A 935-nucleotide genomic window follows, 5' to 3' on the forward strand; every position below is an offset into this window, starting at 1 on the left:
GTCGCGCGCGATGTCATAGCCGGGATCGCGGTAGTAGGAGGGGTTGATGCCGACCGAGCCGGTGTTGCCGGTCACAAGCGTGTGCCCGTCGGGCGCGGCGGCGGCGACGTAGCGCATGCCGATCTGCCCGCCGGCGCCGGCGCGGTAGTCGAGCACCACCGGCTGGCCGATCAGCGCCGGCATGTGCTGCACCAGGATCCGCCCGACCACGTCGGTCGGCCCGCCCGGGGCGCCGGGCACGATCATCACCACCGGCCGGCTCGGGAAGGGCGCCTGCGCCCATGCCGGGGCCGCCAGCCCGGCGGTCAATGCCGGCAGGGCCCGGCGCCGCAGTCGCATCATGACCATCCTCCCTTCTGTTCGAGCCGGCTGGCCGCGGGCCCGTCGCCCATCGTCACCGCGCCTCGCCGATCCCCGCGCGCGCGAGCACCTCGCGCCAATAGGCGAGCTGGCGGCCGACGAAGGCGCCGGCATCCGCCGGGCTGCCCCGCATCGGCACGGCGTTGATCGCGGCCAGGCGCTCGGCCACGTCGGGACGGGCCATCACCCGGTTCATGGCGGCATTGAGCGTGAGCACCGCCTCGGGCGGGGTGCCCGCCGGGGCGAGCGCGACATACCAGGAGCTGACGTCGAAGCCGGCGAAGCCGGATTCCGCCATGGTCGGCACCTCGGGCATCAGCGGCGAGCGCTCGATATTGGCCACCGCCAGCGCGCGCAGCCGGCCCTGCCGCACGAAGGGCACCGAGCTGGTGCTGTCGAACATCGCCTGCACCGTGCCGGCGAGCATGTCGGTGACCGCCGGCGCCGCGCCGCGATAGGGCACGATCTCGAACTCCACCCCCGCGGCGTGGCGGAACAGCTCCGCCGCGACATGGGGCGACTGCCCGGTGCCGGAAGAACCGAAGCTGAACCGCCCGCCGGCGGCGCGGATATGC

The 935-nt window shown here is 74.3% G+C and carries 2 protein-coding genes; both read right to left on the bottom strand.

Annotation, left to right across the window (positions count from 1 at the left end; genetic code table 11):
* Window positions 1-342: Bug family tripartite tricarboxylate transporter substrate binding protein (locus QWZ14_RS29080; protein ID WP_290320563.1), on the bottom strand; the 342-nt coding region annotated here is incomplete at its 3' end.
* Window positions 343-394: 52 nt separating this feature from the next.
* The coding region (locus tag QWZ14_RS29085; RefSeq protein ID WP_290320564.1) for a Bug family tripartite tricarboxylate transporter substrate binding protein at window positions 395-935 on the bottom strand (541 nt) is incomplete at its 5' end.

Origin of the sequence: Paeniroseomonas aquatica (assembly GCF_030409335.1) — a bacterium.
Lineage (GTDB): Bacteria > Pseudomonadota > Alphaproteobacteria > Acetobacterales > Acetobacteraceae > Belnapia > Belnapia aquatica.